The following is a 25,879-nucleotide window of genomic DNA, read 5'->3' as shown; positions in this document are numbered from 1 at the left end:
CGTTAACTCTTTCCGGCGATGTGTAGTGCTGCAAGGTATCCGAACGTCATCGCCGGGCCGATGGTGCCGCCCGGGCCGGGGTAGGTGTGGCCCATCACCGGGGCGCTGACATTGCCCGCAGCATAGAGTCCCTCGATCACCGACCCGTCGTCGCGCAGAGCGCGCCCGTACACGTCGGTGACCACGCCGCCCTTGGTGCCCAGGTCACCGGGCACCAACTTGGCCGCGTAGTACGGCGGATGGGTGAGCTCGCCCAGGTTGGGATTGGGCTTGTTGGTCGGATCGCCGTAGTAGCGGTCGTAGGCGCTCTCGCCGCGCTTGAAGTCTTCGTCGACGCCGGAGCGCGCGAATCCGTTGAACCGCTCGACGGTGGCCTTGAAGGCCTCCACCGGCAACCCCGTCTTCTCGGCCAGTTCCTCGAGCGTGTCGGCCGTGACGATCACGCCCGATTCCAGCCACTTCTTCGGAATCCGCTGGCCCGGTTGAAGGCCGGCAAAGATGTAGCGGTCCCGGTACCGCTGGTCGAACACCAGCCAGGCCGGGATGTTCTCCCCGGGCCCCGGCCCCTGGCCGTACTGCCCGCCGTACATGTGGTGGCACGCCTCGACATAGGGCATCGACTCGTTCATGAACCGTTTGCCCGCCATGTTGACGATGATCGAGCCCGGCGAGTTGCGTTCCGACAGCGCAAACCACGGGGCGCCGACCAGCGGCACCGTCGGCCCCCACCAGGCGTCTTCCATGACGTCGAGTGCCGCGCCCAGCTTCTCGGCGGCGATGATGCCGTCACCGGTGTTGGCCTTGGCGCCGACCGTCCATTCGGTGGTGATCGGGGCACGCTGGTACTTGACCCGCATCTGCTCGTTGTGTTCGAAGCCGCCGGAGCCGAGGATGACGCCACGACGGGCCCGGATCAGTTCGGGCTCACCGGATTCCGGTGCGGTGCTGTCGCGTACGTAGATGCCGCGCACGACACCGTCCTCGACATAGAGGTCGGTCAGCGCGGTGTTCAGTCGAACTGGCACACCCGCCTCGCGCAGGCCGATGCGCAGCGGCGCGATCAACGCGCGGCCCATGCCGACCAGGTTCTTGCCGGTGACCTTGGCCCACGTGGCGCGCACGCCCACCTTGAGGCTGCGCAGCACACCGCGCGGATGGCGCTTGAGCTGGTTGAGCCGGACGTAGTCCTGCTGCATGACAACCATGTTCATCGGAACCTTGCCGTATGGCGGTTCCAGGCCCGGCAGGTCCGGGCCGAGTTTCTTGGCGTTGAACGGCTTGGGTTCGACGGACCGCCCCGACGGCTTGCCGCCCGGTGTCTCGGGGTAGTAGTCGGAGTAGCCCGGCACCCAGCACAGCCGCAGGGGTGAGTGCTTGAGCACGAAGGACAACATCTCCGGTCCGCGATCGAGATAGGTGTCGATCTTCTCGGCGGGCACGACGTCGCCGATGATGCTGTGCAGGTAGGTGCGGGCGGCGTCGGGAGTGTCCTTGACGCCGTCGCGCTTGAGGACCTCGTTGTTCGGGATCCAGACGCCACCACCTGACCGCGCAGTGGAACCACCGTAGTGCGGAGCCTTCTCGACGACTACTGTGGAAAGTCCCTGGTGGGCTGCGGTGAGCGCGGCGACCATACCGGCGGCGCCGCTCCCCACCACGACGACGTCGTACTCCTGACCAGTCATGTAGAACACGTTATAGAATTGCGCGGCCGACCCACAACCGCGCCGGTCAACAGAACAAGGGGACTTCATAAGAATGCTCAGTGATCAGGTGCGGCAGAAGCTGGCCGCCGATCTCGCCCAGGCCGAGCGCAGCAAGGTTCCCATCTCGCCGTTGACCGACGCCCATCCGGACATCGACGTCGTTGACGCCTACGAGATCCAGCTCATCAATATCCGCCAGCGCGTCGCCGAGGGTGCCAAGGTCATCGGCCACAAGGTCGGCCTGTCGTCGAAGGCCATGCAGCAGATGATGAACGTCGACGAACCCGACTACGGGCATCTGCTCGACGAGATGGCCGTCCACGAGGACACGCCCGTCAAGTCCGCCGACTACCTCTATCCCCGCGTCGAGGTGGAGGTGGGATTCGTCCTGGCCGACGACCTGCCCGGTGAAGGCTGCACCGAGGACGACGTGCTGGCTGCGACGGCCGCGTTCGCGCCCGCCATCGAGTTGATCGACACCCGCATCACGGACTGGAAGATCAAACTCTGCGACACGATCGCCGACAACGCGTCCTCGGCGGGCTGGGTGCTCGGTGAGAACCGGGTGTCGCCGAAGGACATCGACATCACCGCTATCGACGCGGTGCTGACCCGCAACGGCGAGGTGGTGGCGAAGGGCCGCAGCGATGCGGTGCTGGGTAACCCGGTGACCGCAGTGGCGTGGTTGGCCCGCAAGGTGGACAGCTTCGGCGTCCGCCTCAAGGCCGGTGACATCGTGTTACCCGGCTCGTGCACCAAGGCGTTCGACGCCACCCCGGGCGCCGAGTACGTCGCCGACTTCACCGGGCTGGGTTCGGTCCACCTGAGTTTCGAATAGGAGCGTTATGCCTAAAGCAAGCGTCGCGATCGTCGGATCCGGCAACATCAGCACCGACCTGCTGTACAAACTGCTGCGCTCGGAGTGGTTGGAACCACGCTGGATGATCGGCATCGACCCGGAGAGCGAGGGCCTGGCGCGCGCCCGCAAGCTCGGCTTGGAAACCTCGCACGAGGGCGTGGATTGGCTTCTGGCGCAGAGCGAGAAGCCCGACATGGTCTTCGAGGCCACCAGCGCCTACGTGCATCGCGACGCCGCGCCGAAGTATGCCGAGGCCGGTATCCGCGCGATCGACCTGACGCCCGCGGCCATCGGGCCGGGCGTGATCCCGCCCGCCAATCTGCGCGACCATCTCGACGCGCCCAACGTCAACATGGTCACCTGCGGCGGGCAGGCGACCATCCCGATCGTGTACGCGGTTTCTCGTGCGGTGGAGGTGCCCTACGCCGAGATCGTGGCCTCGGTCTCGTCGGCCTCGGCCGGTCCTGGCACGCGCGCCAACATCGACGAATTCACCAAGACCACCAGCGCCGGTGTGCAGAACATCGGTGGCGCCCAGCGCGGCAAGGCGATCATCATCCTCAATCCCGCCGAGCCGCCGATGATCATGCGCGACACCATCTTCTGCGCGATCCCCGAGGACGCCGACCACGATGCGGTCACCCAGTCGATCCGCGACGTCGTTGCCGAGGTGCAGACCTATGTGCCCGGCTACCGGTTGCTCAACGATCCGCAGTTCGACGAACCGTCGGTGGTCAACGGCGGCAACCACGTCGTCACCACATTCATCGAAGTGGAGGGTGCGGGCGATTACCTGCCGCCTTACGCTGGAAACCTGGACATCATGACCGCCGCGGCCACGAAGGTGGGCGAGGAGATCGCGAAGGAGTCCATGGCCACGAGCAGTGCAGGAGGCCAAGCATGAGCGGCACCGACAGCATCTATTTCAATCCGATCTGGGATGTCCGGATGACGGACACGTCGCTGCGCGACGGCAGTCACCACAAACGGCACCAGTTCACCAAGGAGGAAGTGCACGCGATCGTCGCGGCGCTGGACGCCGCCGGTGTGCCGGTCATCGAGGTGACCCACGGCGACGGCCTCGGTGGGTCGAGTTTCAACTACGGCTTCTCCAAGACCCCTGAGCAGGAGCTGATCAAGCTGGCCGCCGAGACGGCCACCGAATCCAAGATCGCCTTCCTGATGCTGCCCGGGGTGGGCACCAAGGAGGACATCAAGGAGGCGCAGAACAACGGCGGCTCGATCTGCCGGATCGCCACCCACTGCACCGAGGCCGACGTGTCCATCCAGCACTTCGGGCTGGCGCGTGAACTCGGCCTGGAGACCGTCGGCTTTTTGATGATGAGCCACACGATCCCGCCGGAGAAGCTGGCCGCCCAGGCGCGGATCATGGCCGACGCCGGCTGCCAGTGCGTGTACGTCGTCGACTCGGCGGGCGCGTTGGTGCTCGAGGGTGTTCGTGACCGGGTCGCGGCCCTGGTGGCGGAGTTGGGCGACGACGCGCAGGTCGGCTTCCACGGCCACGAGAACCTCGGCCTGGGCGTCGCGAACTCGATCGAGGCCGTGCGTGCGGGTGCCAAGCAGATCGACGGTTCGTGCCGCCGGTTCGGCGCGGGTGCGGGCAACGCACCGGTCGAGGCGCTGATCGGGGTGTTCGACAAGATCGGCGTCAAGACCGGTATCGACTTCTTCGACATCGCCGACGCGGCAGAAGAGGTCGTGGCACCCGCGATGCCGGCCGAGTGCCTGTTGGACCGCAACGCGCTGATCATGGGCTATTCGGGCGTGTACTCGAGCTTCCTCAAGCACGCGATCCGCCAATCCGAGCGTTACGGCGTGCCGGCGCACCAGCTGCTGCACCGCGCCGGCCAGCGCAAGCTCATCGGCGGCCAGGAGGACCAGTTGATCGACATCGCGCTGGAGATCAAGCGCGAGCAAGACAGCGCCAAGGCCGGCTAGCGGCGGCTTGATCTAGCCGGCTCGGCTACGCACCTTCCGTGCCAGCCACACCGCGAGCAGGACGGCCGCTACGGCCAGGACCGCGTACTGGTAGCGCGATGTCCACGTCGACACGGCTTCCCAGTTGTTGCCCAACTTGAAGCCGGCCACCACCAGCAGGCTGTTCCATACCGCGCTGCCCGCCGTCGTGAGTGCGATGAAACGGACGAATGGCATGCGGTAGATCCCGGCGGGAACCGAGACCAGGCTGCGGACGACAGGGATCATCCGCCCGATCAACACCGCCGCGGATCCGTAGCGACGAAACCATGCCTCGCTCTTCGCAAGGTCGTCGGCGGAGAAGAACGGTAGTCGCGCGACCATCCGGTGCACGCGGTCGCGTCCGAGGCGGGCACCCACCAGATACAGCACGATCGCGCCCACCACGGAACCCACCGTCGTCCCCACGATGGCTTCTGCCAGCGACATCTCACCGCGCGCCGCAGATAGACCTGCCAGCGGCAGGATGATCTCGCTGGGCAGTGGGGGGAAGATGTTCTCCGCTGCGATGACTGCGCCTGCGCCGACGCCACCGAGGCGGTCCATCAACGACACAGCCCACCCCGTCACACCTTCGACGCTTGGTGCTGCGTCGGCGGCCACGGTCGCGGTCAAGGTGCCGCCCCCCGGTTGGCGCGAACGTGGGTTACCCGCACGTCTGATCGCGATTTGGCGTGCGGGTAACCCACGTTCGGCGAGTCCTACGCCGCAGCGCGCGGGGCGCCGATTCCGGGGTCGATCTGCGCCGGCTTGCCCGCAGTCGGGGCGATCGGAATGTCGAAGATCGCCGTCGGGAGGTACACCGTCGCACAGGAATTCGGGATGTCCACGACGCCGGAGAACCTTCCTTCGATGGGGGCGGCACCGAGCAGCAGGTACGCCTGCTCGGGGCTGTAGCCGAACTTCGTCAGGTAGTGGATCGCGTGTAGGCAGGCGCGTTGGTAGGCGAGCTGCGAATCGAGATACCGTTGTTCGCCGTCGAGGGTGACCGAGGTGCCCGAGAACGTCAGCCATTCGGAGTACTGCGGCTGGGTGTTGCCGGGGATGAAGATCGGATGCTCGTTGACCCCGTAGGTCTCCATCCCGCCGGAGATCACGTCGACGTGCAGGTCGATGAAACCGCCCATCTCGATGGCTCCGCAGAAGGTGATCTCGCCGTCGCCCTGGGAGAAGTGCAGGTCGCCCACCGACAGGTTGGCGCCGTCGACGAACACCGGGTAGAAGACCCGGCTGCCCCTGGTCAGGTTCTTGATGTCCATGTTGCCGCCGTTCTCGCGTGGCGGCGCGGTGCGAGCCCCCTCGGCGGCGACCTTGTCGAACGCGTCGCCGGTGAGGGTGCCGAGGATGGCGTCTTTGGGCTCCGGCGGCAGCGCGAGCGGCGGCTCGCGATCCGGGTCGGTTGCGATCAGCGCGGCCTCGCGAGAGTTCCAGTTGCCGAGCAGTTCCGTCGACGGCGCGGTCCCCATCAGCCCGGGGTGGGTGATGCCGGTGAACTCGACCCCGGGAATGTGGCGGGAGGTCGCCTTCTCGCCGGAGAAGTCCCAGACCGCCTTGTAGGCGTCGGGGAACTGGTCGACCAGGAAGCTGCCGCCGTTGCTCTTGGCGAAGATTCCGGTGTATCCCCAGCCTTGCCCGGCCAGGGGTCCGGAGTCTTCTTGCGGGAGGGGTCCGACGTCGAGGATGTCCACGATGAGCAGGTCGCCGGGGCGGACGCCTTCCACCGCGATCGGTCCCGACAACGCATGCACCTTGGACATCGGAGCGTTGAGGATGTCTTCCGCGGAGTCGTCGTTGTGGATGTCGCCGTCGAACCATTCCCGGCAGTGCACCCGGAACGAGTCGCCCGGCTTGACCGTGACCGCCGCGGGGATGTCGGGATGCCAGCGGTTGTGCCCGACTATCTGCTGGTCGGGGAACCTCTTGGTGGAGTCGAGCGGAAAGATCAGTTCGGGCATGGGATCACCTTCAGGGTCGGGGCAGCGCACGGTGTCGCGGGTCGGTGCTCGTTGGTCGGCGACGGGTCGCAGGTGGCGGCGGCGCGGTGACGACGTCGGGTCGGTCGGCCGTGGCGCGCGTCGCATCCTGTAGGTCCATCGCGGCGCCGCTACGGCCCAAGTGCGGGGACGAGATCATCTTGTGAGCCTCGCCGCGACATTCAGGGCATTCGACGACGTCCGGACAGCGGTGCATTGGATACGCTTCTTGCGTTGTGCCGCAACCATGTTCGCAGCGGTACCTATACAGGACCATCGTCACACCCGTTCTCGATTCATGCACACGTCAGTCGCGTACCCTTTAAAGCCCGATGTAACCCTGCTCACACGTTCGGGCGTTGTCGGAGTCGCGGGGCACGATGAAGCGGTGACCAACCGCGCGCAGGCCCAGAAGATCCTCGAGCAGTTGGCCGGTCCGCAGGCCTTGTTGCGTGACGACCAGTGGAGCGCGATCGAAGCGTTGGTGGTGCACCGTCGCCGTGCGCTCGTCGTGCAGCGCACAGGGTGGGGAAAGTCGGCGGTCTACTTCATCGCGGCCAAGCTGTTGCGCGCCGAAGGGCAGGGACCGACGGTGATCGTGTCGCCGTTGTTGGCGCTGATGCGCAACCAGGTGGCCGCCGCCGACCGGGCCGGTGTGCACGCCGCGACCATCAACTCCAGCAACGTCGCCGAGTGGGACGACATCCACGAGCGGGTACGGACCGGTGAACTCGACGTGCTTTTGGTCAGCCCAGAGCGGTTGAACAACCCCGACTTTCGCGACTCCGTGCTGCCCGCACTGGCGCACGACGCCGGTTTGGTGGTCGTCGACGAGGCGCACTGTGTGTCCGATTGGGGCCACGACTTCCGGCCCGACTACCGACGGATTCGCACGCTGATCGCCGAACTCGGCGCCGATATCCCGGTGCTGGCAACCACCGCCACAGCCAACGACCGAGTGGTCGACGACGTGGCCGCGCAGTTGGGCGTCGGCGGCGGCGACACCCTGGTGCTGCGGGGCGGACTGGACCGCGAGTCGTTGCGGCTCTCGGTGGTCAAGGCCGGCAATCCCGCGCAACGCGCGGCTTGGCTTGCCGCGCAGTTGAATTCGTTGCCCGGCTCGGGGATCGTGTACACGTTGACCGTCGCGCAGGCGCACGACATCGCGACGCTGCTGCGCGAACAGGGGCATCCGGTGGCGGCGTACACCGGTTCGACCGAAGCCGCCGAACGCGAACAACTGGAGGCCGACCTGCTGGCCAACCGGGTCAAGGCGCTGATCGCGACCTCGGCGCTCGGTATGGGATTCGACAAGCCCGACCTCGGGTTCGTCGTGCACGTCGGCGCACCGTCTTCGCCGATCGCGTACTACCAGCAGGTGGGCCGCGCCGGCCGGTCGACGCCCAGCGCGGAGGTGATCCTGCTGCCGGGCCGCGAGGATCAGGATGTCTGGCGTTACTTTTCATCGGTGGCGTTCCCGTCGGAGGCGATGGTGCGCAATGTGATTCGTGCTCTGGATTCGGAACGACCGCAGTCGACGGCCGCGTTGGAGCCGATGGTCGACCTCAACCGGACGCGACTGGAGATGGTGCTGAAGGTGCTCGATGTCGATGGCGCGGTGCGGCGGGTGAAGGGCGGCTGGATCGGAACGGGTCGAGAGTGGGTGTACGACGAGGCCCGCTATCGCAATCTCGACGAGGCGCGCAAACGTGAGCAGCAGGCGATGCTCGACTATCAAGCGACCGACCGCTGCCGGATGGCGTTCCTGCGCGCGCAGCTCGACGACCCCGAACTGGCCGAGGGGGATCGGTGCGGACGTTGCGACAACTGCACGGGTTCGCGCTATGACGCCACCGTCGATGCCGCCGCCGTTGAGGACACCCGCACGCGGCTCATGCGGCCCGGGGTCGAACTGACACCGCGCAAACAGTGGCCGTCGGGGCTGAGCGTTCTCGGGTTGGACCTCAAGGGCAAGATCACCGACGGTCCAGAACCCGGTCGAGCGATCGGACGGTTGACCGATCTTGGCTGGGGCGCTCGGCTGCGGCGGCTGCTCGACGAACCGGATGCGGAGGCGTCCGACGACGTGGTGCAGGCCGCCGTGCAGGTGCTGGCGGCGTGGAATTGGGAGACACGCCCCACCGCGGTGATGGCGCTCGACTCGGACACGCATCCGCTGTTGATCACGTCGCTGGCGCGGGCACTCGCCCGGCTCGGTCGACTGACCGACCTGGGTGTGCTTCGGTACGCGCCTGGGCGCAGGTCGGTGACCGCCGCGAATTCGGCGTACCGCGTGGCCGCGCTAAACGGTGCGTGGGAAATCCCGGATTTGTCGGCGGCGGCCGGACCGGTGTTGCTCGTCGACGACGTCACCGATACGGGGTGGACGTTGACGATGGCGTCGCGGCTGGTCAGGGCGGCGGGCGCGCCGGCGGTACTGCCGTTTGCGCTGGCCAGCGTGAGCTGACGGGTTCTTTGCGCACGACCATCGGCTCGTGTGGCGGCTCCGGGTGCTTGAGAGGTTGATTTCACGCACCACCTGCGTGCGATCAACCCGTTAGCGAGCGCTGGGCTTGCCGACACCCGAAAAACGGGGTTTGTACTGGCGCTGTTTAGCCCGCCCCCCGGGCCGGTTACGCCTTACGGAGCGGCCACCGGGTCGCAGACCAAAGGAGTGATTTGATGAACCTGTCCGCAACGACCGTTCGACGCGGCCTGTACGGAATGTTCGCCGGCGGCCTGCTTGCTTTCGGTTCCGCCGCGATCGTGGCACCGGTTGCCAACGCGCAGCCGGCTCCGGCGCCGACGCAGGACAACACCTGCAGCGTGAGCGCGATCGCCAACACCTCGAGCACGGTGTCGGCATCGACGAGCACCTATCTCGCTTCGAACCCCGAGGCCAACGAGGCGCTGACGGAGATCGCCACGAAGCCGCAGGACCAGGCCACGCAGGACTTCCGCGCCTACTTCGCGCAGAACCCGCAGGTTGAGTCCGAGCTGAAGGCGATCAACCAACCGGTCACCGAGATTTCGAGCCAGTGTGGTGTCGAAGTGACTCCGACGCCGATCTCGGCTGCGTTGACTGACGCGTAACCCCTGAACGACCTTGTGGCGCCGGCCTATGAGCCGGCGCCACAAGTGCGTCTACGGGTTGTAGAGGACGGGTCCGCCCGGGCCGATCGGTACCGCTTCGAACGTGCCGCCACCGGTGCGCTCGGGATTCTGGCCCGGATCGGCCGTTCCAGCGCTCGGCGCCTGGACGACTTCGCCGGGACTCTTGGGCGCGGTCTGGGCCGTGGGTGCGGTGCGGCGCAGTGGGCTCCGTTCGCATCGCTCGACCAGACCCCGCCGGACATGTCGCAGCAGAATCTCAATTCCTCGCTAGCTTGCTTATCGTCGATCTGCTTGCTCTTGATCCTGTCCTGTATGGCCTTCGTGCACCGGGGTCGACGCCGAGTTCGTCGGCCAGGCGCCCACGCACCGACGGGCCGACCGCGAGCGCGTCGGCCTGCCTTCCCGACCGGTACAGTGCGAGCATGAGCATGCAGTGCAACTGTTCTCGATAGGGATGGGCAGCCGTCAACCGTTCGAGTTCGGTGATGACGGCATGGTGCCTGCCGAGCATGAGATCGGCGTCGATGCGGTGTTCCGTTGCAATCAACCGAAGTTCATCAAGGCGCGCCGTTTCGACGGTGGCGAATTCGGGTTCCTCAAGGTCCTCGAGCACGTCTCCGCGCCACAGGCTCAGCGCCTCGCCCAGAATTCCCGCGGCGCGTTCAGCGTCACCGGCTCGCAATGCTTCGTGTCCCAGGGCCAGCATGTCCTCGAACCGGACGCTGTCGATCTGGTTGCGGCTCAGGAAGATTCCATAGCCTGCCCTCTGAGTGACCAGCACATCGTGGGCTCCCGCCGCCACCAGGTGCGATCGAAGGCGCGACACGTGAGCCCGCAACGTGCCGTTCGCGCTCGCAGGAGGTGCGCCACACCAGATTGCGTCGGCGATGCGGTCCGCCGGGAGGCACCGATTTGGGTGCAGCAACAGCATGGCGAGCAGTTCCCGCTGCTTCGGACCGCCGAGATCAACCGGTTGTCCGCCGTCGACAGTGACAACGAGCGGACCCAGGATGCCGAATTCCGGCATCCCGGTCACGAGGTCGCTCCGCCGACTTTCACCAGGTCAGCGTAGCGTTCAAGAGGTATTCCGGAAGTGCCCCTGAAGTCACCGAATCAGCACAGCCGCCCTGCCATCGGGCAGGGCGGCTGCGGTGTGGAGGTTCAACGCGTCATCGGTAAGCGATGAACACGCCGTTTTCCAACGTCACGCCGAATGCGTTCGCCTCAGCGTTCCACTCGACCTTGAGGGGCTCAAGGTCGGGAAAATCCGGCCGCAATTCAGGATCAGGCAGCCAGAACTCCGGGATCCCGAGACGTGCCGGGTCATCCCAGTGGCCCGGGGGAACGCCGTAGAACGGGTTCGGAACCACGCCTATCGTGGGGTCCTTCTTCACCTGTCCGGGCGGGCCGAACGGATTGTGCCCCGGGGGATCGCCCGGTACCCAGTTCGAGACGACCGGCCCGGGCGGATTCGGCGGACCAGGGATGTTCGGCCACTTCGGCCCCGGGTCGGCTTGCGCGAGCCCGCTACCCAATGCGAATGCCGACAAACCGAGCGCACCCGCCATTGCGGTAGTAGCTGCAAGTTTCTTGATCTCCACGGTTGAACTCCTTGTTCGGTGATGGCGCCGAAGTCACGGCGCTACATCGACTTGTTGTTCGTAACCGCCCCGACCGGTGCGACCGGTGCGGCTTGAAGACCCCCAGACGGAATCTGGGTACCCCCGGCTCGGGTGGCAAAACACGTGAACTCAAAAAGTATGTTTGCTGTTCTAAGTGGTACCGCGACGCTTCACGCCACCTAGCTGCTGGGTTACCGTGTCGGCGGTCGCGACCAATGCCCGCGCGCGTTCGGTGATCTCGTTGTCGGTCAACGCTTTCCCGATGTGCATCGAGGCAACCATGATCTGTCGCTGGTAGTGGTCATACACCGGCGCCGAGATCACGCTGATGTCATGACGTTTGCGGCCACTGTCGTTCTCGTCGCGCAGGTAAACCCGTTCGCCGATGTCGGAGACCAGTTCCCCGAGCAGTGCGCGCAACTCGTCGGGCAATTGTGTCGACATCCCCGCCATCAACGAATACAGCCGTCGCCCGCCGGGCGTCAGCCTCTCGACCAGGTACCCATCGGCCCGGCATTCGGCGATCACCCGGTGCAACCGCTCGGTGTCGGCGCGCAGTGGAAGCGTCGGCTCCTTGGCCAACCAATCGCGCTCGGCCTCGTCGTCCCAGAGCACGAACATCAGGCCCACCGGAGGGGCGAACGGATAGCTCTGGCCGACCTCGACGCCGGGCCGCGCGCCGGCGGGCGCCACGAGGTCCAGCACCGTGATCCGGTCGTCGACCACGCCCGAGAGCGCCGCGGTGACACCGAACCGCGTCGAGAGCCGACGCAGTTCCTCCCTGACGGCCGGGCTGACGCGCAACGCCTCCTGGGCCCGGTGCCCGAGCGTGATCAGCGACGGGCCCAGCCGGTAGGTCTTGTCGGTCGGATCGCGCACCAGATATCCCGCATCGCACAGCGAGGTGACGATGCCCAGGCAGGTCGGCTTGCTCAGTGCCACGCGGCGGGCCAGCTCCGATACACCGAAACGCTCGGCGGGACGGTCCGCGAGGTAGTCCAGGACGCGCACCACGCGATCGGTCGGGGGTGATGCGCGGCCGGAAGGCTCGGTGCTGGGCACGTCAGCAGCCTACTTGACGTTCCATATATGTACCGTACCGGTCGATATATTGACTACCGGTAGAACGCGTTCTAGTTTCGCAGTGTGTACTCACAGCCACTGATCGACGCGATCGCCGAAGCCGAGCACCTCGTGTCCACCGCGCCGTTCATCGAGTCCGAAGCCGACCTGCTCGAGGGTCTGCAGTACCTCGCCGGATGCGTCGCCGCCTGCACTCACCTGGCGTTCGACTACGACCGCGACCATCCGTTCATGCAGTCCGGGACCGGGCCGTTCACGAAGATGGGCCTCGACAATCCGGACGCCCTCTACTTCGGCACCCGCGTTCAGGCCGGTCACGAGTACGTCGTCACCGGTAAGCGAGGAACCACGACGGACCTGGCTTTCCAGATGCTCGGCGGCGAGTACACCGACGACAACGTCCCACCGAGCCAGGCCGCGTTCGACGACCGCGAACTCGACATCGCCGAAGACGGCACCTACGAGTGGCGCTTCACCCCGGACAGCCCGGCGCAGTTGGTGGTTCGCGAGGTCTACAACGACTGGTCGGCACAGCGCGGCTACATCAGCATCGCGCGCACCGACACCGCAGGCACCGCACCGCCGCCGCTGACCAAGGAGCTCATCGAGAAGCGCTATGCGGTGGCCGGAAAGCAACTGGTGCAACGGGTCAAGACGTGGCTGCAGTTCCCGCAGTGGTTCTACAACACCCTGCCGGTCAACACGCTGACCGCGCCGAGGCTCACACCGGGCGGACTGGCAACGCAGTACTCGTCGGTCGGCCACTTCGACCTGGCACCGGATCAGGCCATGATCATCACAGTGCCGGTCAGCGACGCGCCGTATCTCGGGTTCCAGCTCGGCAGCCTCTGGTACATCTCGCTGGATTACATCAACCACCAGACGTCGCTGAACGGGACACAGGCACAGGCGGATCCGGACAACAAGATCCGCATCGTCGTCTCCGACGCCAACCCCGGTGTCACGAACTGGTGCGAGACGCTCGGCCATCGCAAGGGATATCTGCAGTTCCGCTGGCAGCGCCTGTCGCGTGCGCTCACCGAGGCCGACGGTCCGACGGTCGAGGTCCTCGACGTGGACAAGGTCGCCGCCGCGCTGCCGTACCACGACAGCAACAAGATCTCCGACGACGACTGGCGTGCCAGAATCGCACTGCGGCAACGGCAGATTCAGAACAGGATGGTGGGCTGATGTCGGGTCTTCTGCAGGACAAGGTGGTCGTGATCAGCGGCGTCGGGCCCGCGCTGGGCACCACGCTCGCGCGCCGGTGTGCCCAGGAGGGCGCCGACCTCGTGCTGGCGGCCCGCACCGTAGAACGGCTGGAGGACGTCGCCAAGCAGGTCACCGATCTGGGCAGGCGGGCGCTGTCGGTGGGCACCGACATCACCGACGAGGCGCAGGTGAACAATCTCGTCGACGAGACGATGAAGGCGTACGGCAAAGTCGACGTGCTCATCAACAACGCGTTTCGGGTGCCGTCGATGAAGCCGTTGGCCAACACCACTTTCGAGCACATGCGCGATGCGATCGAGTTGACCGTCTTCGGCGCGTTGCGGCTGATTCAGGGATTCACGCCTGCGCTGGCCGAGGCCAACGGATCCGTCGTGAACGTGAATTCGATGGTGGTGCGTCACTCGCAGGCCAAGTACGGTGCCTACAAGATGGCGAAGTCGGCGCTGCTGGCGATGTCGCAGTCGTTGGCCACCGAACTGGGTGAACAGGGTATCCGGGTGAATTCGATTCTGCCCGGCTATATCTGGGGTGGCACGCTGGAGAGCTACTTCAACCATCAGGCCGGCAAGTACGGGACCACCGTCGACGAGATCTACAAGGCGACCGCCGCCGCGTCCGATCTCAAACGGCTGCCCACCGAGGACGAGGTGGCCTCGGCGATCCTGTTCATGGCCAGCGACCTGTCCAGCGGAATCACCGGCCAGGCGCTGGATGTCAACTGTGGGGAGTACAAGGCGTGACGCGCACCGATGTCGGTACGGTCGAGGATCTGCACGCGTCGGCGACCAAGGCCTGCGGCCTCGACGACTTCGGCAGCGACGACGACAACTACCGCGAAGCACTCGGAGTGCTGCTCGCCTCCTACCGCCGCGACGCCGATCTCACCGAATTCGGCAGCAAGATGCAACGGTTCTTCGTGCGCAACGCGCTGGTCGCGCGGCTGGTGTCCGAAGCGGCTTTCAAGCAGCACCCGCAGCACGGCGACGTCGTGATCGAAAAGCCGATCTTCGTGACGGGCCTGCCCCGTACCGGCACCACCGCCATTCATCGGCTCCTGGCCGCCGACCCTCGCCACCAGGGGCTCGAGTTGTGGCTGGCCGAGTTTCCCCAGCCTCGGCCGCCCCGCGAAACCTGGTCCGACAACCCGGTTTTCGCTCAACTCGATGCCCAGTTCAGCAAGGCGCACGCGGAGAATCCCGACTACACCGGGCTGCACTACATGACTCCCGACGAGGTCGAGGAATGCTGGCAGCTGCTCCGCCAGTCGCTGCATTCGGTGTCCTACGAGACGTTGGCCCACATCCCGACGTATTCGCAGTGGCTGGCGAAGCAGGACTGGACGAAGCCCTATCAGCGGCATCGCAAGAACCTTCAGCTGATCGGGCTCAACGAACCCGAGAAGCGGTGGGTCCTGAAGAATCCGAGCCACCTGTTCGCGCTCGACGCGCTGTTCAAAACCTATCCGGATGCGCTGGTCATCCAGTGTCACCGGCCAGCGGAGACAATAATGGCGTCGATGTGCTCGCTGGCCCAGCACACCACGGAGGGCTGGTCCAACACGTTCGTCGGGCAGACCATCGGACGCGATTCGCTGGAGACCTGGTCGCGGGGACTGCAACTGTTCAACGCCGAACGGGCCAAACATGATCCGGCCCAGTTCTACGATCTCGACTACTTCGATCTGGTCAAGGATCCCGTCGGCGCCGTCGCCGACATCTACCGCGCGTTCGGGATCGAGTTCACCGATGCCGCGCGTGAAGCGGCGACCGCGACCCACGAAGAGAGCAAGAAGGGTCCGCGGGCACCCAAGCACACCTACTCGCTGGCCGACTACGGCCTCACCGACGACGAGGTCAAGGAGCGCTTCAAGGGGCTGTAGTCAGGCGGTGGTGTTGGCCAACTTCTCGATGCGTTCGAGCGCGTCCTCGGCCAGCGACCGCACGTCGTATCCGTTCGCGGGACCGCACGTCGAAATCTCGATCGCGGCGTTGTGCGCGGCCACGAAAGCGCTGTCGCAAGCCCAGGTGTCACCTTTGAACGACCACAGCAGGATCTCGGCGGAACCGGAATCGACTTGCGGCAGAAGCTCGAAGACATACTCGCGTTCGGCCATGCTGGTGACCCGAAAGGTCATGCCCTGACAGGCGTCGATGGTGTGCTTGGCCTGTGCGAGCGCGTCTTTGGCGTCGAAATCGGCGCGGTAGACGCCGACCATCTCCTCGACGTACACGTCGAGAGCGCCGTTGACGGTCATCCAGTGCCCGCCGTCGTACGCCGCGGGATCGTGATCGACGATGAACGGCGGGTCCACCTCACGCGCCACACCCGCGCATTCGGCAGGGTCGACGGTCACGAACAGGTTGCCGTCGCCCTTCGTCACGTCGGGGCTCAGCAGGTCGCCGACCTGTCCGGCGGTGATCGGGGCGACCGGCGGTTCGGGCGCCGGCTGCGGACTGTCCACCACGCGCGTGCAGGCAGTCACCGCGAACAGACAGAAAGTGACCGCAACGCAGCGCATATCAGAGCACTTTACGACGGCCTCGCGCTCGGGATATCTAGCCGTCGCCGGGAGAGGGGGCCGAGGAGATCTCTTCCAGGCATCCCTCGGCCACGGCGTGCTTGATGCTGTCGGCCAGCCGGGGGCAGGCCTTGGCGCGCGCGGGGTCGCCGCCGGATTCCCGGATCTCGGTGAAGTACGCACACCGCCGCGATGCCTCGGTGTTCCACTGCACCGAGGTGTGAGCCGGTCCCAGCTTCTTGACGTCCACCGAGACATGGCAGAAGCGGCAGTCGACGGATACCAGGCCCGACCTCAGATACCGTTCGCGGTCCCGCTGGGTGGCCTCCCGCAGTGCCGCCGCGCGCTCACCACCGAAAGAGGGTGCCTTGGAGGTGATTTCGGGCCCCAACCCGCCGTGGCCGTGACCATGGCCGTCGTCGTCGTCATCATGCGCACCGTGCAGCAGCAGCATCGCCCGGGCCAGCCGGTCGACGTCGGCGGGGCCGACAATCTGGTCGACGTCGGGTGCCTTACGGTCTTCGGTCACGACTTCTGCTCGGCTCTTTCCTTCTCGTCCTTCTCTTCTGCCTGACGCTTGAGGTTCTCCTCGACCTCGACATGCCACTTCTCGTTGGCCGCCGTGGTGTCGACCTCGATCTCGAAGCGGTCGGTCATGTCCGGGGTGATGTCGGCGACGTCGACGTAGAACTGCTGATACCACCGGCGCATCTGGTACACCGCGCCGTCCTCCTCGACGAGCAGCGGGTTGTCGATGCGGGTCTTGTGCTTCCAGATCTCCACGTCCTGAAGGAAGCCCTTGCTGACACCCTCGGTGAACGTGTTGGCGAGCTTCTCCGTCATCTTCTCGTCGAGGCCCTTGGGCTTCTCGACGATGACGCCCCACTGCAACATGAACGAGTTCTGCGTGACGGGGTAGTGGCAGTTGATCAGGATCGACTCGGCTTTGTAGCCGCCGTAGTTGTTGTGCAGCCAGTTGATCATGAACGACGGGCCGAAATACGACGCCTCCGAGTCGAGGTGCGCCTCACCGTAGGTGGTGCCCATGTCGTTGATGTCGGGCCGGCCCACGTTGTGCAGATACTGCGACGCGATATGGCCTTCGAAGACGTTCTTGAAGTACGTCGGCAAGCCGTAGTGGATGTAGAAGAAGTGCGCCATGTCGGTGACGTTGTCGATGATCTCCCGGCAGTTGGCGTTCTCGATCAGGATCGAGTTCCACTTCCAGTCGGTCCACTCGTCGCTCTCGAACTCCGGGATGTCGGGGATCCGGACCTCGGGCTGGGGCGGGTTGCCCTCGTGGTCGTGCCAGACGAACAACAGCCCGCCGCGAACGTCGGTCTCCCAGGCACGGGTGCGGGCCAATCGCGGTGTCCGCTTGGCGTAGGGCACCAGCTTGCACTTGCCGTCGCCGCCCCAGCGCCAGTCGTGGAACGGGCAGGCGACCTCGTCGCCCTTGATCGTGCCCTGGGCGAGGTTCCCGCCCATGTGCCGGCAGTAGCCGTCGAGCACTTTCAGATCGCCGTGTGAATCGGCGAAGACCACCAGCATGGTGCCGAAGATCTCGATGCCGTGCGGCTTGCCGTCCCGGTAGTTCTCCACCGGGCCCAGGCAATGCCAACCCCGGGCGTACCGGTCGGGCAGGGCGCCGGTGTCGATCTCACGAATTCCCGCACTGTTGGTAGTCACGGTGGGCCTCCCGCTTCTGTGTCTCTAACTAGAACACGTTACAGTTTTTCCCGCTCTCCACGCAATCTATGCAGGTAATTCGCCTCCCCGTGAAGCGCTCATCGGGGGTCAACTAGGGGTATAACCAAACGATGCCGTTGTACTCGTTCGAGGGGCGCGCACCGACGATCGATCCGGACGCGTTCATCGCGCCGACGGCCACGCTGGTGGGTGACGTGCACGTCGAGGCGGGGGCGTCGGTGTGGTTCAACGCGGTCCTGCGGGCCGACTTCGCCCCGATCGTGATCCGCGAGGGCGCCAACGTGCAGGACTGCTGCGTGCTGCACGCCCCGCCCGGCATTCCGGTGGACGTCGGACCCGGCGCCACGGTCGCCCACGCGTGCGTCGTGCACGGTGCGCACATCGGCGCGGAGGCGGTGCTGGCCAACCACTGCACGGTGCTCGACGGCGCGGTCATCGGTGCGCGCACCCTGATCGCGGCGCATTCGCTCGTCGTCGGCGGCACGAAGATTCCCGACGAAGTGCTGGTGACCGGTGCGCCCGCGAAGGTGCGTGGCCCGATCGCGGGCACCGGCGCGGAGATGTGGGTGAACACCAATCCCGGCGCGTACCAGGAGTTGGCCCGCCGCTACTCGACGGGTCTGCAGCCCGTCGAAGAGTGACTACTGCGGTTCCGGCAGTCCGACGCGAAGGGCGACGTTCTGCATCTTGCCGATGTTGATCACGAATTCTTCGGTGGGGGCGTCCCCTTGAGCGCTCTGGAATTCCAGGCGTACCAGCGCCGGCCCCTGCGTGAACAGCACCAGCGTGACCGCCTTGCTGCGATCGACGGACTCGCCGACGGCGATGGTGCCGTCGGTGCCGACCGGGACCGGCCGCGGTGTCGCGTTGACGACCACCTGGTCGAGTTTGGGTATGGCCTCGCGCAGCGTTCTGGTTGCGGTTTCGGCGTCCGGGTAGATCACGACCGTGTTGGAGATCGCACGGGTGTCGTCCTGGTTGACGAACAGGGCGCTCGAACCAGGTAACCCTCCCGGCGCCGGGTTCGTCGACGCAACGGTGAAGGTGTCCTCGGCGTCGCTGAGATCGGACGCCTGCAGCAGGAGGCGGCTGTAATCGAAGGCCGCGTCCGGCTGGTCGGTGCCGGTGGTCGTGGTGGCAGGCGCCGGAGAGGCGGTAGGCGAGGTGGTCGGGCTTGCGGTGCCCGTGTTCGGGACGGGGCCGGTCGTGGCGTCACAGCCGACAGTGGCGGCGCAGATGGCAGCCGCCACCGCCGCGGCGGACATCGACTTCGTGATGGTGAGTCGGCCGCGTTCAATCAACGCATCCGGACGTCGCATTCGTGTCGAGAGCACGACAACGAACGTACTGAATTCGCCGTATGCGCTGGATGCAGGTCTGCGACCGAACCGGTTGGCGGTAGCCTGGCGCCCATGATGATCGGCGAGGTTGCCGAACTGTGGCGCTACCCGGTGAAGTCGCTGGGCGGCGAACGCGTCGACAGTGTCGATATCGGACAACGCGGAGTTCTCGGCGATCGGCTCTGGGCGGTTCGCGATCTGGAGCGCGACGTGACCGCCTCGGCGCGCCGCATCCCCGCGCTGCTGAACGCGACGGCACGGTACGCCGCTCCGCTGCCGCCGGATGCGGGTCCGGGCAAGGTGCCCGATGTGGTGATCACCTTTCCGGACGGAAGTGAACTGTCCAGCAGCGACGACGCGGTGAACGCGAAGCTGTCGGAGTTGGCCGGACGTGACATGCGGCTGACCGCACTGCCGCCGGCCGAGGACACCAGCCTGCACCGATTGAGCAAGCACGAACGAGACAACGCGTCGATCGCCTCGCTGCGCACCGATTTCGGGGTCGGTGACGGTGAAAGGTTGCCTGATGTCTCGATGTTCCGGATCGCCGACCTCGCCATGTTCGCCCGGTTCTCGACGCCGCCGGGGATGTTCGTCGACCTGGCGCCGGTCCACGTGCTGAGCGTCACGAGTCTGTCGACAGTCGGTGCAGAGGTCGACGGGGATCCGCTCGACGTGCGCCGGTTTCGGCCGAATGTGCTTCTCGCATTACGGGATCCGGACGACGGCCTACCCGAAGCGCAGTGGATCGGCGGCCATCTCACCGTCGGCGGTGCGGTGCTCGAGGTGACGATGCCGACCATCCGCTGCGTCGTCCCGAGCCGTGCGCAACCGGGCCTCGAGGTCGACCGCCGCATCACCAAGGCCGTCGCCGAACGGGCGCAGCGATGCCTGGGCAGCTACTGCTGGGTGGATACCGCGGGCGCCGCGCGCGTGGGTGACGCGGTCGAGCTCCGTGCCGCGGCAGCACCCAAACGCGCCCTCACCGACGCGGTCAGGCGAGCGAAGCGGTTCACCTTCAGCCTGGCCACCTCGGCTGCGGACCGCTTCGGCCGCTAGATCTTTCGCGCGCTCGCGGTGGCGCGGTCCAGCTCCCAGTATGCGCGCAGCGCGACGAGCTTGCCCTCGTCGTTGACGCGGTAGGTGAACACGCCCTCGGCGGTCACCTCGTAGCCGGCGGACCGGATCACGATCGAGCCGACGTTGGCTTCCTCGTTACCGCACTGGAACGTCTCGACGAAGTTGAACTGCAGTTCGCTGGGCGCGATCGCGGTGTCGTAGAACTTGGCGATCGCTTCCTTGCCGCGGTGGCCTTTGCCCTCCGGGTCGAAGTGTGACGGTCCGATCGGATCCTCGACGACCGCGTCGTCGGCGAAGTTGTCCAGCCAGGCCTGCTTGTCGTGGGCGATTGCCGCCTCGCGGGATCGCTTGCCCGCCAGGTGAACCGGTGCATCGGGATTGGTGACGCTCACTTCTGCCAACCCGAGTGGATGTAGGTCTCGGCAAAACGCTTCATCGAGTCGAGCTTGGGTTGCAGTGGGGCGTCGAAGCCCAGTCCCTCGAACACCCACGGCATCACGATGTTGTCGGTGACACCGGATTCGGCGAGTTCGCGGTGGCCGTCGACGCCGAACTTGTCGATGCAGACCGCCTGGAACTCGAATGGGTCGTCGGCGCGGCCGTATTCGGCGAGCAGCGCCTTCAGTTTGGCGATCGTCTCGGCCAACTGTTCGCCGGTCATCATCGCGCTGGTCCACCCGTCACCGACACGTGCCGCGCGCCTGAGCGCGACGTCGGTGTGGCCGCCGACGTAGAACGGAACCGGCTCGGTGGGCGCCGGGCTCATCTGCAGCTTGTCGAAGTCGTAGAACTCGCCGTGGAACTCGACCATGCCGCCGGCCAGCACGAGCTTGATCACCTCGATCATCTCGTCGACCCGCTTGCCGCGTTTGGCATAGGGCTGGCCACACCATTCGAACTCCTCCGGTGCCCAGCCGATTCCGACGCCGAAACCGAACCGGTTGTTGGTCAGGTTGGCCACCGAGCCGACCTGACGCGCCAGCAGCAGCGGGTTGCGCGAGCCCAACTTCATCACGTTGGTGTAGAAGCGCAGCTTCGACGTCACCGCACCCATCGCGCCGGCGGCGATCAGCGGGTCCACCCACGGGGTGTTCTCGTCCCACATCCGGGAGCCGTCCGGGGTGTACGGGTAGTCCGCCGACTGCTTCTCCATGTAGAAGATGGAGTCCGGCAACGCGATCGAGGTGAAGCCGACTTCCTCAGCGGTCCTGGCGATGTCGATGAGTTGGTCGATCTGGCACATCGGCACCGCGCAGGTGTACTGCATTGTGGTCATCGGTGCTCGGGCTTGTCGCTGGCGACCACCCACATCGAGTAGTACTGCGAGCCGCCGCCGTACGCGTGGCCCAGCGCCTTGCGCGCGTTGGGCACCTGGTGTTCGCCGGCCTTGCCCATCACCTGGATCGCCGCCTCGGCGAACCGGATCATGCCGGACGCCCCAATCGGATTGCTCGACAGCACGCCGCCGGACGGGTTGAGCGGGATGCGACCGCCGATCGCCGTCTCACCGGCCTCGGTCAGCTTCCAGCCCTCACCCTCCGGCGCGAATCCGAGGTTCTCCAGCCACATCGGCTCGAACCACGAGAACGGCACGTAGACCTCGGCGGCGTCAATCTCGTCGATGGGGCTCTTGATCCCGGCCGCCTTCCACAACGCCGCGGCGGCGTCGCGGCCGGCCTGCGGATTGACCTGGTCGCGACCCGCGTAGGCCAGCGGTTCGGTCCGCAGCGCGGTCGCATGGATCCACGCGACCGGATTGCCTTCCTGGACACGGCGATCCGCGATCTCTTCGTTGCCGATCACCAGAGCGCAGGCGCCGTCGGAGGACGGGCATGTCTCGTCGAACCGGATGGGGTCCCACAGCATTTGTGACGCCATCACCTTCTCCAGCGTGATGTCGGGCTGATGCAGGTGCGCCAACGGGTTCTTGGCGCCGTTGAGCCGGTCCTTGACCGCCACCATCGCACCGATGTGGTCGGGCGCCCCGGAACGGCGGATGTAGGCACGCACATGCGGGGCGAAGTAGCCGCCGGCGCCGGCGCCGACCGGCTTGGTGAACGGCACCGGAATGCTCAACGCCCACATGGCGTTCGACTCGGACTGCTTCTCCCATGCCATGGCCAGCACCCGCCGGTACTTACCGGACTGCACCAGGCTGGCGGCCACCACCGCGGTCGACCCGCCGACCGAACCGGCGGTGTGCACTCGGATCAACGGCTTGTTCGTCGCGCCCACGGCATCGGCCATGAACAGTTCGGGCATCATCACGCCCTCGAAGAAGTCGGGCGCCTTGCCGACCACCACCGCGTCGATGTCATCCATCGTCGCGCCGGAGTCGGCCAGCGCCTTGTCGATGGCCTCTCGTACCAGGCCGTTCATCGAGACGTCCTGACGCTTGGCGACGTACTTCGTCTGCCCGGTACCCAGGACCGCAGCGAGATTCTTCGACATCAGGCGTGTCCTTCCAGAACGGCCACCAGGTTCTGTTGCAGCGCAGGCCCGCTCGTCGCGTGCGCCAGGACCCGCTGCGCCGAACCGTTGAAGATGTGTTGTGCGGCGAACCCGATGCGCTCGAGGCCCGCCGAGAACATCGGGTTGGCGGACAACGCACCGCCCGAAGGGTTCACCTTCGTCGACGAGGGCAGCCCGATCGCCTCGGTGAGGATCAGTTGCTGGTGGGTGAACGGTGCGTGGATCTCGGCCACGTCGATGGATCCCGTGTCGCCGCCGGTGGCCGCCCGGGCGGACGCCGCCGTCGACGGCGACGTGGTCAGATCGCGGGCGCCCAGTATCGGTGTCTCGATGCGATGTTCGATCCCGGTGATCCACGCCGGGTTCTCACGCAGCTCACGCGCCCGGTCGCCGGCGGCGAGCACGATCGCCGAGGCTCCGTCGGTGATCGGCGCGATGTCGTGGCGGCGCAACGGATCTGCGAAGTACGGCCGCTCGAGGAGTTCGGAGATCGCCTTCGCCTCGTCTGAGGCAGTCGGAGCCTTCTCGCTGTCGGTGCGGCCGGCGGCCGTCATCGAGTCCAGTGCGACCTGAGCCATCTGCTCTGCGGTCCACTTGCCGGCGTCGAGTCCGAAGCGGGCCTGCAGACCCGCCATCGACACCGCGTCCGGCCACAGCGGGGCGACGCTGTAGGGATCGGTCTGCAGCGCCAGCACGCGGCGCAGCACACCCGCGCTGGACTTGCCGAAGCCGTACACCAGCGCGGTGTCCACCTCGCCGGTGAGGATCTTGATGTAGGCCTCGTAGAGCGCCCACGCCGCGTCCATCTCGACGTGCGACTCGTTGATCGGCGGCACCGCACCGATGGAGTCGATCGCGGAGATGAACGAGAACGCCCGGCCCGCAAGGTAATCCGAGGACCCCGAACACCAGAAGCCGATGTCGGTCTGCTTCAGGCCGAGCTCGTCGTAGAGCTGGTGGAAACACGGCATCAACATCTCGACGCCGTTGGTGGTCCCGTCGGTGCGGCGCACGTGCGGTGCGTGCGCGAACCCGACGACTGCTACATCTCTTGAATCGGTCACGTCCAGCCCTTTACAGGTGGTGCTTGTAGGAGTCGTAGTCGGCGTCGGGCTCACCCGTCGGCCGGAAGTGGTCGATGTTGTCGATACCCAGACCCCACTCTTCGCGGGGTTTCCAGACCGCTTCGACGCGCATGCCCATGCGGACCTCGCTCGCCTCGATCTCGGTCACCAGATGCAGGAAGGGGATGTCGGCGCCGTCTAGCAGAACGTAGGCAGCCACATAGGGCGGCTTGATGCGTTGTCCCGCAAAGGGGATGTTGATGACGGCGAACGTCGTGACGGTGCCCTTGTCCGGCAACTCGATGAACTCGTCGAGTTCCAGGCCCGTGGCCGGATCGGCCTCCTTGGGCGGGAAGTACACCTTGCCGGGCTTGCCGTCGCGGCCGCTCTTGGTTCGCGCCCCGAGCAGCTTGCCCTCCTCCAGTGCGCGCAGGAAGGTGCTCTCGGGCAGCGACGCGGTGTGCTGGATCTCGATCGACGACGGCGTCACCTGGACGGTGACCGGGTCGCGGTCGTCGGGCTGACCCTCCGGTTCGGCGTCCTCGCCGAGTGCGAAGTAGGCGATGTCGGTGATGGCCCCGACCGGCTCGTCCACCCAGTGCGCGTGCACCCGCGCGCCGGTGCTGATGGAGTCTGCGGAACCCGCGTCGACCGCGTGCAGCAGCGGTGTGTCCGCGCCGTCCAGCTTGATCAGCGCCCACGCGAACGGCCGGTCCAGAGGCTGACCCTCGAGGGGGGCCGGCTGCCACGTCCACGACACCACGGTGCCGACGGCGGCCACCGGTACGATTTCCGTCAATCGCTCGTAGGTCACGGGATCGAACTCGGCCGGCGGCACGTGCACCCGCCCATCCGAACCGCGCACTCCGACGATGCGTCGCTCGCGCAGGGCGGTGAAGAACTGGGACAGGAGTGGTCCGACTGAACGGGTGTAGTCGAATGAGAGCTTCAGCGGCGCTGAAAGCGGCGGCTCATGCGGATCGATCTGCACCGGGCTGCTTTGGCTGGTGGTCACGGCATCGAGTAGAACAGGTTCTAACAATGGTTTCAAGACACCGTTATGAGGTCTGCCGATGAAGCTCGGACTGCAGTTGGGGTATTGGGGCGCGCAACCGCCCGAGAATCACGCCGAACTGGTCGCCGCCGCCGAGCAGGCCGGCTTCGACACGGTGTTCACCGCCGAGGCCTGGGGCTCGGACGCCTACACGCCGCTGGCGTGGTGGGGCCGCGAGACCACGCGCATGCGGCTGGGCACGTCGGTGATCCAGTTGTCGGCGCGCACCCCGACCGCGTGCGCGATGGCGGCGCTGACACTCGACCATCTCTCCGGGGGTCGGCACATCCTCGGGCTCGGGGTGTCCGGACCGCAGGTCGTGGAGGGTTGGTACGGCCAGAAGTTCCCCAAGCCGCTCGCCCGCACCCGGGAGTACATCGACATCCTGCGTCAGGTGTGGGCGCGCGAGGCGCCGGTGCGCAGCGACGGCCCGCACTATCCGCTGCCGTTGACCGGCGAGGGCACCACGGGTCTGGGCAAGAACCTCAAACCGATCACCCATCCGCTGCGCGCCGACATCCCGGTGATGCTCGGCGCCGAAGGGCCCAAGAACGTCGCGCTGGCCGCCGAGATCTGCGACGGCTGGTTGCCGATCTTCTACTCGCCGCGCATCGCCGACATGTACAACGAGTGGCTCGACGAAGGCTTCGCCCGCCCGGGCGCGCGCCGCAGCCGCGCCGACTTCGAGATCTGCGCGACGGCTCAAGTGGTCGTCACCGACGACCGCGCCGAGATCATGGAGCTGATGAAGCCGCATCTGGCGCTGTACATGGGCGGCATGGGCGCCGAGGACACCAACTTCCACGCTGACGTCTACCGCCGGATGGGTTATGCGGAAGTCGTCGAGGACGTGACGAAGCTGTTTCGCTCGGACCGCAAAGACGAAGCCGCGAAGATCATTCCCGACGAGTTGGTCGACGATTCGGCGATCGTCGGCGACCTCGGTTATGTGCAGGAACAGATCAAGGCGTGGGAGGCCGCAGGCGTCACGATGATGGTCGTCGGGGCGCGTTCGCCCGAGCAGATCAGGGATCTCGCCGCGCTGGTCTGACC

Annotated in this window: 26 protein-coding genes; 11 read left to right on the top strand and 15 right to left on the bottom strand. The window is 66.2% G+C overall.

Going from position 1 to position 25,879, the window contains the following annotated elements:
• Positions 1-2: 2 nt before the first annotated feature.
• Positions 3-1,685 (bottom strand): 3-oxosteroid 1-dehydrogenase, encoded by a 1,683-nt coding sequence (gene kstD / locus RMCN_RS22660; protein WP_064348200.1) that lies wholly within the window; start codon positions 1,683-1,685, stop codon positions 3-5.
• A gap of 73 nt (positions 1,686-1,758) precedes the next feature.
• Here kstD and RMCN_RS22655 point away from each other — a divergent pair, with 73 nt between their 5' ends.
• The 3 genes from RMCN_RS22655 to dmpG are packed head-to-tail and all read left to right on the top strand — an operon-like array spanning position 1,759 to position 4,524.
• Positions 1,759-2,544: a 2-keto-4-pentenoate hydratase gene (locus tag RMCN_RS22655; protein WP_064347950.1), complete on the top strand. Its 786-nt coding sequence runs from the start codon at positions 1,759-1,761 to the stop codon at positions 2,542-2,544.
• A 7-nt stretch (positions 2,545-2,551) separates the two neighbouring features.
• Positions 2,552-3,469 (top strand): acetaldehyde dehydrogenase (acetylating), encoded by a 918-nt coding sequence (locus RMCN_RS22650; RefSeq protein WP_064347951.1) that lies wholly within the window; start codon positions 2,552-2,554, stop codon positions 3,467-3,469.
• Complete coding sequence (gene dmpG, locus RMCN_RS22645; RefSeq protein ID WP_064347952.1) at positions 3,466-4,524, top strand: 4-hydroxy-2-oxovalerate aldolase; 1,059 nt, start codon at positions 3,466-3,468, stop codon at positions 4,522-4,524. Before RMCN_RS22650 ends, dmpG begins: the two co-directional genes overlap by 4 nt.
• Positions 4,525-4,536: 12 nt before the next feature.
• On the opposite strand, the gene RMCN_RS22640 is transcribed toward dmpG, so the two are convergent.
• Positions 4,537-5,178 (bottom strand): DedA family protein, encoded by a 642-nt coding sequence (locus RMCN_RS22640; RefSeq protein ID WP_067393896.1) that lies wholly within the window; start codon positions 5,176-5,178, stop codon positions 4,537-4,539.
• 86 nt (positions 5,179-5,264) lie between these two features.
• The gene (gene fmdA, locus RMCN_RS22635) at positions 5,265-6,518 is read right to left on the bottom strand and encodes a formamidase (RefSeq protein WP_067394283.1); all 1,254 of its coding nucleotides are present in this window, start codon (positions 6,516-6,518) and stop codon (positions 5,265-5,267) included.
• 406 nt (positions 6,519-6,924) lie between these two features.
• Here fmdA and RMCN_RS22625 point away from each other — a divergent pair, with 406 nt between their 5' ends.
• Together RMCN_RS22625 and RMCN_RS22620 are read left to right on the top strand one after the other, a co-directional pair.
• Positions 6,925-9,003, top strand: coding sequence for a RecQ family ATP-dependent DNA helicase (locus tag RMCN_RS22625; protein ID WP_067393895.1), 2,079 nt, complete (start codon positions 6,925-6,927; stop codon positions 9,001-9,003).
• Positions 9,004-9,218: 215 nt separating this feature from the next.
• Complete coding sequence (locus RMCN_RS22620; RefSeq protein WP_067393894.1) at positions 9,219-9,629, top strand: hemophore-related protein; 411 nt, start codon at positions 9,219-9,221, stop codon at positions 9,627-9,629.
• A 277-nt stretch (positions 9,630-9,906) separates the two neighbouring features.
• Here the strand turns inward: RMCN_RS22620 and RMCN_RS22615 are convergent, their stop codons facing one another.
• The 3 genes from RMCN_RS22615 to RMCN_RS22605 form a co-directional block, all read right to left on the bottom strand.
• Complete coding sequence (locus RMCN_RS22615; RefSeq protein ID WP_067393893.1) at positions 9,907-10,677, bottom strand: AfsR/SARP family transcriptional regulator; 771 nt, start codon at positions 10,675-10,677, stop codon at positions 9,907-9,909.
• A 142-nt stretch (positions 10,678-10,819) separates the two neighbouring features.
• Positions 10,820-11,251 (bottom strand): hypothetical protein, encoded by a 432-nt coding sequence (locus tag RMCN_RS22610; protein WP_067393890.1) that lies wholly within the window; start codon positions 11,249-11,251, stop codon positions 10,820-10,822.
• Positions 11,252-11,422: 171 nt separating this feature from the next.
• Complete coding sequence (locus tag RMCN_RS22605; protein WP_067393887.1) at positions 11,423-12,334, bottom strand: IclR family transcriptional regulator; 912 nt, start codon at positions 12,332-12,334, stop codon at positions 11,423-11,425.
• 84 nt (positions 12,335-12,418) lie between these two features.
• Between RMCN_RS22605 and RMCN_RS22600 the strand changes: the two genes are divergently transcribed.
• From RMCN_RS22600 to RMCN_RS22590, 3 genes are read left to right on the top strand one after another with little or no spacing between them, the layout of a single operon-like run.
• Entirely contained in the window at positions 12,419-13,546 is a 1,128-nt protein-coding gene (locus RMCN_RS22600; RefSeq protein WP_067393885.1) for a hypothetical protein, read from the top strand.
• Positions 13,546-14,328: an SDR family oxidoreductase gene (locus RMCN_RS22595; RefSeq protein WP_064412742.1), complete on the top strand. Its 783-nt coding sequence runs from the start codon at positions 13,546-13,548 to the stop codon at positions 14,326-14,328. Before RMCN_RS22600 ends, RMCN_RS22595 begins: the two co-directional genes overlap by 1 nt.
• Positions 14,325-15,467: a sulfotransferase family protein gene (locus tag RMCN_RS22590; protein ID WP_067393882.1), complete on the top strand. Its 1,143-nt coding sequence runs from the start codon at positions 14,325-14,327 to the stop codon at positions 15,465-15,467. Before RMCN_RS22595 ends, RMCN_RS22590 begins: the two co-directional genes overlap by 4 nt.
• Here RMCN_RS22590 and RMCN_RS22585 read toward each other — a convergent pair whose 3' ends face one another.
• From RMCN_RS22585 to RMCN_RS22575, 3 genes are all read right to left on the bottom strand, one after another.
• Complete coding sequence (locus tag RMCN_RS22585) at positions 15,468-16,070, bottom strand: sensor domain-containing protein (RefSeq protein ID WP_308206372.1); 603 nt, start codon at positions 16,068-16,070, stop codon at positions 15,468-15,470.
• Between the two features lie 73 nt (positions 16,071-16,143).
• Entirely contained in the window at positions 16,144-16,560 is a 417-nt protein-coding gene (locus RMCN_RS22580) for a hypothetical protein (RefSeq protein ID WP_064412836.1), read from the bottom strand.
• Positions 16,561-16,631: 71 nt separating this feature from the next.
• Complete coding sequence (locus tag RMCN_RS22575; protein ID WP_064412739.1) at positions 16,632-17,795, bottom strand: 3-ketosteroid-9-alpha-monooxygenase, oxygenase component; 1,164 nt, start codon at positions 17,793-17,795, stop codon at positions 16,632-16,634.
• A 131-nt stretch (positions 17,796-17,926) separates the two neighbouring features.
• Here RMCN_RS22575 and RMCN_RS22570 point away from each other — a divergent pair, with 131 nt between their 5' ends.
• Complete coding sequence (locus tag RMCN_RS22570) at positions 17,927-18,457, top strand: gamma carbonic anhydrase family protein (RefSeq protein WP_067393879.1); 531 nt, start codon at positions 17,927-17,929, stop codon at positions 18,455-18,457.
• On the opposite strand, the gene RMCN_RS22565 is transcribed toward RMCN_RS22570, so the two are convergent.
• Positions 18,458-19,150, bottom strand: a complete 693-nt coding sequence (locus RMCN_RS22565; RefSeq protein WP_407937586.1) for a hypothetical protein — start codon at positions 19,148-19,150, stop codon at positions 18,458-18,460.
• Positions 19,151-19,228: 78 nt separating this feature from the next.
• Between RMCN_RS22565 and RMCN_RS22560 the strand changes: the two genes are divergently transcribed.
• Complete coding sequence (locus tag RMCN_RS22560) at positions 19,229-20,215, top strand: MOSC domain-containing protein (protein WP_174523715.1); 987 nt, start codon at positions 19,229-19,231, stop codon at positions 20,213-20,215.
• Here the strand turns inward: RMCN_RS22560 and RMCN_RS22555 are convergent.
• Genes RMCN_RS22555 through RMCN_RS22535 form a run of 5 tightly spaced genes read right to left on the bottom strand, consistent with a single transcriptional unit; the run spans position 20,212 to position 24,787 of the window.
• Complete coding sequence (locus RMCN_RS22555; protein WP_064412737.1) at positions 20,212-20,628, bottom strand: nuclear transport factor 2 family protein; 417 nt, start codon at positions 20,626-20,628, stop codon at positions 20,212-20,214. The two genes, RMCN_RS22560 and RMCN_RS22555, sit on opposite strands and share 4 nt — an antisense overlap.
• Complete coding sequence (locus tag RMCN_RS22550) at positions 20,625-21,512, bottom strand: TIGR03619 family F420-dependent LLM class oxidoreductase (protein WP_409366067.1); 888 nt, start codon at positions 21,510-21,512, stop codon at positions 20,625-20,627. The genes RMCN_RS22555 and RMCN_RS22550 overlap by 4 nt, the downstream gene beginning before the upstream one ends.
• Entirely contained in the window at positions 21,509-22,687 is a 1,179-nt protein-coding gene (locus RMCN_RS22545) for a thiolase family protein (protein WP_064412736.1), read from the bottom strand. Before RMCN_RS22545 ends, RMCN_RS22550 begins: the two co-directional genes overlap by 4 nt.
• Positions 22,687-23,772, bottom strand: a complete 1,086-nt coding sequence (locus RMCN_RS22540; RefSeq protein ID WP_067393878.1) for a thiolase family protein — start codon at positions 23,770-23,772, stop codon at positions 22,687-22,689. Before RMCN_RS22540 ends, RMCN_RS22545 begins: the two co-directional genes overlap by 1 nt.
• Before the next feature lie 10 nt (positions 23,773-23,782).
• Entirely contained in the window at positions 23,783-24,787 is a 1,005-nt protein-coding gene (locus RMCN_RS22535; RefSeq protein WP_067393875.1) for a Zn-ribbon domain-containing OB-fold protein, read from the bottom strand.
• A gap of 58 nt (positions 24,788-24,845) precedes the next feature.
• Between RMCN_RS22535 and RMCN_RS22530 the strand changes: the two genes are divergently transcribed.
• Entirely contained in the window at positions 24,846-25,877 is a 1,032-nt protein-coding gene (locus RMCN_RS22530; RefSeq protein WP_064412733.1) for an LLM class F420-dependent oxidoreductase, read from the top strand.
• The last annotated feature ends 2 nt before the right edge of the window (positions 25,878-25,879 follow it).

It is taken from the genome of Mycolicibacterium novocastrense (assembly GCF_001570485.1).
GTDB lineage: Bacteria > Actinomycetota > Actinomycetes > Mycobacteriales > Mycobacteriaceae > Mycobacterium > Mycobacterium novocastrense.
The sequence above is the reverse complement of the archived record's forward strand: the minus strand, read 5'-3'. Positions and strand labels throughout refer to the sequence as shown.